The organism is Bacillus sp. JJ675, assembly GCF_036963165.1.
Lineage (GTDB): Bacteria > Bacillota > Bacilli > Bacillales > Bacillaceae > Bacillus > Bacillus glycinifermentans.
This window is the reverse complement of the sequence record NZ_JBALMR010000030.1, coordinates 114,596-122,642: the sequence shown is the minus strand read 5'-3', so window position 1 is coordinate 122,642 and position 8,047 is coordinate 114,596. Positions and strand designations below refer to the sequence as shown.

General features: G+C 43.6%; 9 protein-coding genes. 2 read left to right on the top strand and 7 right to left on the bottom strand.

The features are described from left to right. Positions 1-594: fructose PTS transporter subunit IIB (locus V7126_RS08815; RefSeq protein ID WP_335497534.1), on the bottom strand; the 594-nt coding region annotated here is incomplete at its 3' end. Between the two features lie 133 nt (positions 595-727). Next, complete coding sequence (locus tag V7126_RS08810) at positions 728-2,677, bottom strand: BglG family transcription antiterminator (RefSeq protein ID WP_175075127.1); 1,950 nt, start codon at positions 2,675-2,677, stop codon at positions 728-730. A gap of 594 nt (positions 2,678-3,271) precedes the next feature. Here V7126_RS08810 and V7126_RS08805 point away from each other — a divergent pair. Further along, complete coding sequence (locus tag V7126_RS08805; RefSeq protein WP_046131431.1) at positions 3,272-3,979, top strand: cytochrome c biogenesis CcdA family protein; 708 nt, start codon at positions 3,272-3,274, stop codon at positions 3,977-3,979. A gap of 42 nt (positions 3,980-4,021) precedes the next feature. Here the strand turns inward: V7126_RS08805 and V7126_RS08800 are convergent, their stop codons facing one another. Genes V7126_RS08800 through V7126_RS08790 form a run of 3 tightly spaced genes read right to left on the bottom strand, consistent with a single transcriptional unit; the run spans position 4,022 to position 5,633 of the window. Further along, on the bottom strand, positions 4,022-4,309 hold the full coding sequence (locus tag V7126_RS08800; RefSeq protein WP_046131432.1) for a DUF3817 domain-containing protein: 288 nt from the start codon (positions 4,307-4,309) through the stop codon (positions 4,022-4,024). A 32-nt stretch (positions 4,310-4,341) separates the two neighbouring features. Then, complete coding sequence (locus V7126_RS08795; protein WP_046131433.1) at positions 4,342-4,968, bottom strand: FMN-dependent NADH-azoreductase; 627 nt, start codon at positions 4,966-4,968, stop codon at positions 4,342-4,344. Between the two features lie 50 nt (positions 4,969-5,018). Beyond that, a complete protein-coding gene (locus tag V7126_RS08790) occupies positions 5,019-5,633 on the bottom strand; it encodes a superoxide dismutase (protein WP_046131434.1) in 615 nt (204 codons plus the stop codon). Between the two features lie 211 nt (positions 5,634-5,844). Here V7126_RS08790 and V7126_RS08785 point away from each other — a divergent pair, with 211 nt between their 5' ends. After that, on the top strand, positions 5,845-6,492 hold the full coding sequence (locus tag V7126_RS08785) for a helix-turn-helix transcriptional regulator (protein ID WP_046131435.1): 648 nt from the start codon (positions 5,845-5,847) through the stop codon (positions 6,490-6,492). Between the two features lie 37 nt (positions 6,493-6,529). Here the strand turns inward: V7126_RS08785 and V7126_RS08780 are convergent, their stop codons facing one another. Together V7126_RS08780 and V7126_RS08775 are read right to left on the bottom strand one after the other, a co-directional pair. Beyond that, positions 6,530-7,183: an ABC-2 transporter permease gene (locus V7126_RS08780; RefSeq protein ID WP_046131436.1), complete on the bottom strand. Its 654-nt coding sequence runs from the start codon at positions 7,181-7,183 to the stop codon at positions 6,530-6,532. After that, positions 7,167-8,045, bottom strand: a complete 879-nt coding sequence (locus tag V7126_RS08775; protein WP_046131437.1) for an ABC transporter ATP-binding protein — start codon at positions 8,043-8,045, stop codon at positions 7,167-7,169. The genes V7126_RS08780 and V7126_RS08775 overlap by 17 nt, the downstream gene beginning before the upstream one ends. Positions 8,046-8,047 lie beyond the last annotated feature (2 nt).

The window sequence follows — 8,047 nt, the reverse complement described above, 5'->3', positions numbered from 1 at the left end:
GGGCTTATCGGCGATGCTGTACGCGATATATCCGGCTAAGACCGGGATCATGAACGTGAATGAAGCGCTTCCAATCTGCTCAATCGTCTTCCAGAATGAAGCGTCCGGAATCACCAAGCCTTTAGGCGTTTTTTCGCCCCCGAGCGTGAGCGCAAGTGCGATTAATAATCCGCCGACGACAATGAACGGAACCATGAACGAAACGCCGTTCATTAAATGACGGTAAATCGGGTTTTGTTTTTTCGCCTGATGGCCGGCTTTTGCCGATTGTGAACTGGATTGATAGACGGGGATATCTCCGTGCAAAGCTTTTTGAATTAATTCTTCCGGTTTGCGGATTCCGTCCTGTACCCCGACAGACAGCACCTTTTTTCCCGTAAACCGGTCTTTGTTTACCGAGCGGTCGGCAGCGATAATGATAGCGTCTGCTTCCTGAATGTCCTGTTCGGTCAGTTCATTTTCGACGCCGATCCCGCCCTGGGTTTCCACTTTCATTTTTACGCCCAATCTGTCGGCTGCTTTTTGCAAATTTTCTGCCGCCATATACGTATGAGCGATCCCGTTCGGGCATGATGTAACCGCTAACAGTTTCATGTTGAATCCTCCTATTCGCAAGTCTTGTGTCTACTATATATCAAAATCTTAAAATCAAAAGTCTGGTTTTTTACCGCAACTTCCGGAAAAATCGGCTTTTTTCTATAAAAAAGCAAGGAACTGATCCTTGCTTTTAATAGTCCAAATATGATAAAAATTTCATAACATTTGTTTCCTTCGTCAATTTTTGAACAAACGCCGGCTGCTCGCTTAAAAAAGACAGTTCGTGAAACAATTGCCTCGTCATGTCGCGGTCCTCTTGTTTTACCGCGAGCATGAAAACGAGCGATACCTTTTCGTTTCCCCAATCAAGCGGTTCTTTTAAAGTTGCAATGGCAATTGCCGATTTCTTAATGAATTTGGAATTGGCGTGGGGAATGGCAATGCCTCCCCCGATGGACGTGGCCGACATTTTTTCCCTTACCACGGCGTGGAGAGCATAATCCTTTTCGACATAGCCTTTCTGATACAACGCCATCGCCAATGTTTCGATTAATTTGTAGCGGTGTTCTGCATCCTGTTGTAAAAACACTAAAAAAGGAGTCGTATTATTCAGCATCGTAAACGTTTTTTGCTTGTTGCGGGACGGCTGATCAAGCTGATCCATAAAAATGCCCAGCTTTTTCTCATCCGCCGGCTCCAACAGCGGCGATACAACGACGTGCGGAACCTTTACCGCTTCTAGTGATACAGTTGAAATGACAAGCTCTACATCCTCGTGATTTGCCAGGTAGTCCGCCACATCCGCTTTTGCAATGCAATCCAGCACAGCGATTTGATGGAATGCCAGTTCAATCTTCGTCCGCAGCAATTGTGACATTCCGATTCCCATATGACAGACGATGATCGCCTTCTTTTGCGTCCGGCTGCCGCAGTTCATCCGTTCGCTCGCCGCTTGAAAATGCAGGGTGAGGTACGCCGCTTCCTCTTCGGGTATCGAAAGCTGAAATGATTGATTAATATCTTCCAAGACGTCCACCACGGTATGAAACATATAAGGGTACATCTTTTTAATGTCGTGAAGCATTGGATTTGATACAGAAAGGTCATAATTCAGCCGGTTCAACACGGTATTTAAATGGATGCTGAGCCCCTCGATCAATCCCGCATCTTTGCGGAAATCAATCATCTTCAGCTTGGAGACGCGGTCAACCAAATGATCGAGAACATCGCTCAGCAAAGGATTTTTTACGCTTTCCTCCTCATCTTGCCATAACGGATAGCGCACTTTTCCGCCTAATATATGCAATGTTAAATATACGACTTCTTCTTCGGGAAATTGGACGGCGAAAACGCGCTCAAGCTTTTTCAAAAATGCGGATGCCCATTGATATTCTTTTTTCTTTTGAACTAGCGCCATCTCTTCCCGGGAAATCGATATCGGCTGTTTCATTTTCATGCGGCGGATCATCAGCAGCGTGTGCAACAATAAGCTTTCGAACGTTTCGTCTGTGAAACGCAAAGAATGACGCTTTTGCAGTGCTGAGATTTCATTTGTCACAAATTTCACTTCATGGCTTAAAAATTGTTTTTTCATGAATTCGCTGGCAAACTCTTGATTTTCTATCAAATCTGATATTCTGGCCAGCGCTTTTCGTTTGTTTTTTTCGTTTCCTTCGATCATCAGGCCGATCCGCTGCTTTGAAATGAGCGTTAAGTGAAAGTCCTTCAGCCATTCTTTTATCATATCCAAATCCCGTTTGATGACGGACTTGTTTAAAAAATGCTGCGCTGCGATTTCTTTCACTGTTACCGGCTTTGCATTCATGAGCAAGCGATAGGCAATCTCAAGTACCCTTTCTTCATCGGTTTGTACCTTCGGCCGCTGCTTTAGGCACAGCTTACGGCTTAACCGCATCTTTTCGTGTTCTTCTATCTTTAAAGAAACGCCTGCTCCCGGTTTCCGGATGAGCTCTGCATCGGAATGTTCGGTTAAAAACTCTTCAATCGCTTTTAAATCATTGCGGATCGTTTTTTCAGAACACTTTGCCCGGTCTGCAATATCCCGCACTAATAAATAGTCCTCAGGTTCAGATATCAACAGATATAAAATGTCTTTTTGCCTTGTATTCATTGGTTTCACCTGTTTCTTCTATCCTTCCTGTGAGGTTCGCTTTATAGTATAAGTATACTACAAGAGAAACCGTTTACATTATACAGCGGAAGAAAAGAAATAAAAATCTAGTTTTTTACCGAAGCTTCCGGAAAAACTGATTTTATTAGGAATCTAGGACTAGAAATTTCTATACGACCAAAAAAAGCGGTGTGCAGCCACACCCCCTTTAGAAATCCGGCTCCAAGCCGCCGGATTTTGGTTGTTTAATAGCTTTTATCCCTGCCCCGCATAGCGGAATGCCGATTTTTTCGTCATAATCAAAAAAGAACCGTCAATGTGACGGCCCTCCTTTTGTTCCCGGATGTTTTGAAGTATTTCATAGTACAACTCCCCCTACAATGAGTATGATTGCACATCACATGAGCGTGTTGGGCGGATCATTCCAAAAAAAGTTACTGTACCGTCAGGATGGCTTTGTGTCAATTCCAATACAATATGTACAGAAAATTCATTCGCTTCTAATAAGCTCCTCCCTTTTTCTTTTGTATATTATTGTAGACGACCCACTATTTGGAATGTTATCATTACTGTAGTTTACTGCGGTTTTAAGGAGATGATCAAATGCAAAGCGTAACGATATGGCTCGCGTTCGGCGCAGGGTTCTTATCGTTCATTTCCCCGTGCTGTCTGCCGTTGTACCCCTCTTTTATTTCTTACATTACGGGCTTTTCTGTAAGCGATTTAAAAAGCAGGCAGACAAAAGGCGTCAATCAAACGGTGCTGCTTCATGCGGCTTCTTTTTTGATCGGTTTTTCGTTGATTTTTTATATTATCGGCTTTTCGGCCAGCTCTGTCGGATTGATTTTTTCTGAATATAAAAACCTGATCAGGATGCTTGGCGGGATTTTTATTTGTTTAATGGGCTTGTTTTTATTGGGGGTTTTTCAGCCGGCATTCATGTTGAAGGAGAGAAGGTTTTCGTTTAGAAAAGGAAAAATCGGCGTGTTGAACTCCATACTTGTCGGAATTATTTTTGCGGCCGGCTGGACGCCGTGTATCGGTCCCATTTTCGGAACGATTGCGTACGCCAACTTCACGAATCCCGATCCGGCCCGGACGCTTATGCTTGTGACGGCCTATTCGTTGGGATTTGCGATTCCGTTTTTAGTGATGGCGTTTTTCATCGGAAAGGTAAAATTCTTTACAAAATACTCGCATGTGTTGATGAAAATCGGCGGAGGAATGCTCGTTTTTATCGGAATCCTCTTGTATACGAATCAAATCGTATGGATTAATATATGGTTTTCCGATCTTACGAATCTATTTTAAAACAAAAAAGGATCTCCTCAGGAGATCTTTTTTGCAGGACGTTCACTGCTTTTTCCGCAAACGGGCATCGAGAACAAACGTACCGAACGGCAAGAGCGATGCCATGAAAGCTCCGAGAACGCTGAGAAACGCCCAGCGGTGACGGAACCAGACAATAACGAGCATCAGCACAAACAGGAGAAACAATACGCCGTGTATCATGCCGAAGCTCTGAACAAGGCCTGAATAACCGGCAAAGTATTTAAACGGCATCGCGATAAAGAGCAATGCCAAATAGGATATTCCTTCAATAATACCGATGATCCGCAGGAGCTTGATGGATGTTGTCATGAATGGAAACCTGCTTTCGACTGTGAATTTTATTAAAAATTAACGGCCGCAGCTTCTGCTTTTTTCAATCCATCTTCGATGATTTGTTCGGCCCGGTCTGGGAATTGGTTGTGTCCTTCGATAATGACGGTTGTCAAATCTTCTACGCCCCAGAAATGCATAATGTTATTCACGTAGTTAACGGCCATTTCCGTTGATTGGGCAGGCCCTTCTGAGTAGACGCCCCCTCTGGCATTAAGAAGCGCCACTTTTTTGTCGCGAATCAGCCCGACAGGTCCTTCCGGCGTATACTTGAAGGTCTTGCCGGCTTGTGAAAGGTAATCAAGGTATGTGTGAAGCACGGACGGAACGCTGAAATTCCAAAGCGGAAATGCGAAAACGGCTTTATCGGCTGCAAGAAATTGATCTAAATACTTCTGTACCAGCCCGGCTGCTTCTTTTTCGGCATCTGTCATGTCGATGCCCTTTGCCAGTTTAAACATACCGTTAATCTTATCCATATCATAATAAGGCAGATTTTCTTTGAATAAATCGAGTTCCGTGATTTGATCTTCGGGATGTGACGCCTTGTATCTGTTTAAAAACGCCTCATACAGTTTTACGCTGACCGCCTGTTCGGCCGGACGCGGGTTTGCTTTAATAAATAAAACATTTGCCATTTTAAAAATACCTCCGCTGTAACTAAAAACTTTGATTTTAGGGAATTGCCTTATCCGCGGGCAGCTTGATAATATTTGTTGACTGCTTCCCAGTTCACGACATTGAAGAAAGCGGAAATGTAGTCAGGCCGCTTATTTTGATATTTTAGATAGTATGCATGTTCCCACACATCAAGTCCGAGAACCGGTTTTTGGCCTTCCATGAGCGGGCTGTCCTGATTAGGCGTAGAGGTAATCGCCAAGCGGTCTTTATCGACAACGAGCCAAGCCCATCCGGAGCCGAAGCGTCCGGCCGCTGCTTTCGCAAATTCTTCTTTAAATTGATCAAAGCTTCCAAACGTTTGATTGATCGCTTCTGCAATCTCTCCGGCAGGCGCGCCGCCTCCGTTTGGAGAAAGGATATTCCAAAACAGGCTGTGGTTTGCATGCCCTCCCCCGTTGTTGCGGACGGCGGTACGGATCTCAGCCGGTACTGCATCAAGGTTTGCAATCAGCTCTTCAACCGATTTACCTGCCAGTTCATCGCGTCCTTCCAAAGCAGCGTTTAAATTGTTTACATATGTTGCATGGTGACGCCCGTGGTGAATCTTCATCGTTTCTTCATCAATATTAGGCTCAAGAGCGCTGTGAGAATAAGGTAATGCCGGAAGTTCATATTTTGACATGTTATGTCCTCCTCATATGTATAAATTATGTTATGAACCTATTATAAAATCATTTTCTAAACTTTTTCAACTATAAAGTAAAGTTTAGAAAGTTTTTTTCCGTCCCTCCCCTTTTATTGAAGAAGCCGTTTTCAGCAGACGGTTTTGTTTCTTTTTCTAAAATATGATAAACTTAATTGTTCAAAAAACTTTCAAAAAGGCGGGTGATCAAATGGATTCCAGGCTCTCAACAAAAGATAAAATACTTGAACTGTTAAAAAAAGAGAAAAGCATGACCGTCAGTCAGCTTTCAAAACGTTTAGGAATAACCGAAATGGCCGTCAGAAAACATCTGAATATGTTAGAGCGGGATTCACTTCTCACCGTCAGCGAAGTGAAGCAGCCGATGGGACGCCCGCTTCAGGTCTTTGCGCTGTCTTCTAAAGCTGATGAGCTTTTTCCGAAAAACTACGAAAATATGACGGTTGAATTTCTTCACGATCTAAAAGAATTGCACGGTGAAGACATCATCGATTATCTGTTGGAAAAAAGAAGCGAGCGGCAAAAAAACAGCTACTTGCCTAATATGCATGGCAAAACCGCGGCAGAAAAGATTGAAAAGCTTACAGAGATCCAAAACGGAAAAGGCTATATGGCCGACGTTACAAAAATAGATGATGACACGTACGAAATCGTTGAACATAACTGCCCTATCTTCGCCGTGGCCAAAAAGTTTAAAAAGGCCTGCGCCTGCGAAACAGAGATGTTTAAGAAAGTGCTTGGCGCCGATCAGGTGGAAAGGATGACTTGCAGGGCCGACAACGGCGACCATTGCCGGTTTTTTGTGAAGTTTAACAAGAAGAAATCGCTTAACGTGTAACAACCGCCGGCTGGCAAACCGGCGGTTGTTACGTTTTTTAAAATTCTCTTTTATTGTAAAAGTGCAAGGAGACGGCGTATGAAAGAAACAGGATCGCAAGCAGGCAAACGGCCAGCAGCAAGATCGCCACGGGTTCGGATGCATTGCCTAAAAAATCTGTGATACTTTGATTCCAGGACACTTGCCCGCTGTTTGCAAATTTAGATAATCCCGATCCTCCGAATATGAAAACGAAAAAGATCACCATATTCGCCATTTTTGATTTTAGATAGCCGTATTTGAAAATCAGCGGAAACGAGATGGAACAAAATAAGGTAACGGCAGTGACAGCACCCATGATTCCGATAAAAGTAAACGAAATGTTAAGCGGAGCTTGTACAAGCTTGACGATCAAATAGATGACGCCGTAGATCAGGATGGCAAACGCCGCATACACATAGATTGATGCGTATTTTGACAAAACGATCGTGCTTTTTTTGATCGGAAGGCTGATGAGGATTTTGTCGCTGTTATTTTTATCCTCCAGGGCGCTTGCCCCCAATGCCAATTGGTAAGTGATCGCCAACACGCTGACCAAAAAACCGACGTGCCCGATATTAGAGAGGGTAATAGAAAAAAAGGCCATCAACAAGATCGATAATTTTAACGATTTTTTTTGCATCAAAAGGTCTTTTTTAATAAGATGATACACTTTGATCACTCCTGCCGGTGGAAAACACCATAATATCTTCCAATGTCGGTTTTTCAATGATGACTGAATCCCCGAATCGCTGAACGACTTCCCGCTTATCTTTGGCAAGGGCTTCAAATCCGAAGCTGTTTTTCTTTAAGCCGATCAATACGTCTTCATGGCCCGCATCAAGCTTGTCGTGATGGCCTTTGACGATGCAGTACTCCTCTAAAAGCTCATCCTTCGCCTTGCTTAACACGATCTCGCCGTTTTGGATGAATGTAATAAAATCGGCAACTTTCTCCAGGTCAGATGTAATGTGGGTCGAAAAGAAAATCGACTTGTTTTCGTCCTGCAGCAATGTTTGCAACACATCCAGCAGCTCAGATCTGACGAGAGGATCAAGTCCTGAAGTCGGTTCGTCCATGATCAATAGATCGGCATGATGCGAAAGTGCGATAGCCAACGAAAACTTCATCTTCATCCCCTTTGACAAATCTTTGATCCGCCTTTTTAAAGGAAGGCGAAAGTCTTTAGCGTATTGCTGAAAAACGGCTTCATCCCACCTCGCGTAAAACGGGCTGACGATCCCTTTCATTTCCTCAATGGTCAGTTCTTCATAAAAATGATTTTCGTCATAGACAAAGCCGATTCTCTGTTTGATGTCAAGTTGGTGCCGCTCATGATCAAGGCCGAAAATGCTGATGTCGCCGCTGTCTTTTTTGATGATGTTCATGATCAGTTTGATCGTCGTACTTTTACCCGCTCCATTCGGTCCGATAAAGCCCATGATGTAGCCTTTTTGCAGGGTAATGCTTACATTTTTCAAAGAGAAATCTTGATAGCTTTTCGACACATTTTTTATTTCCAGTATGTTGCTCATTG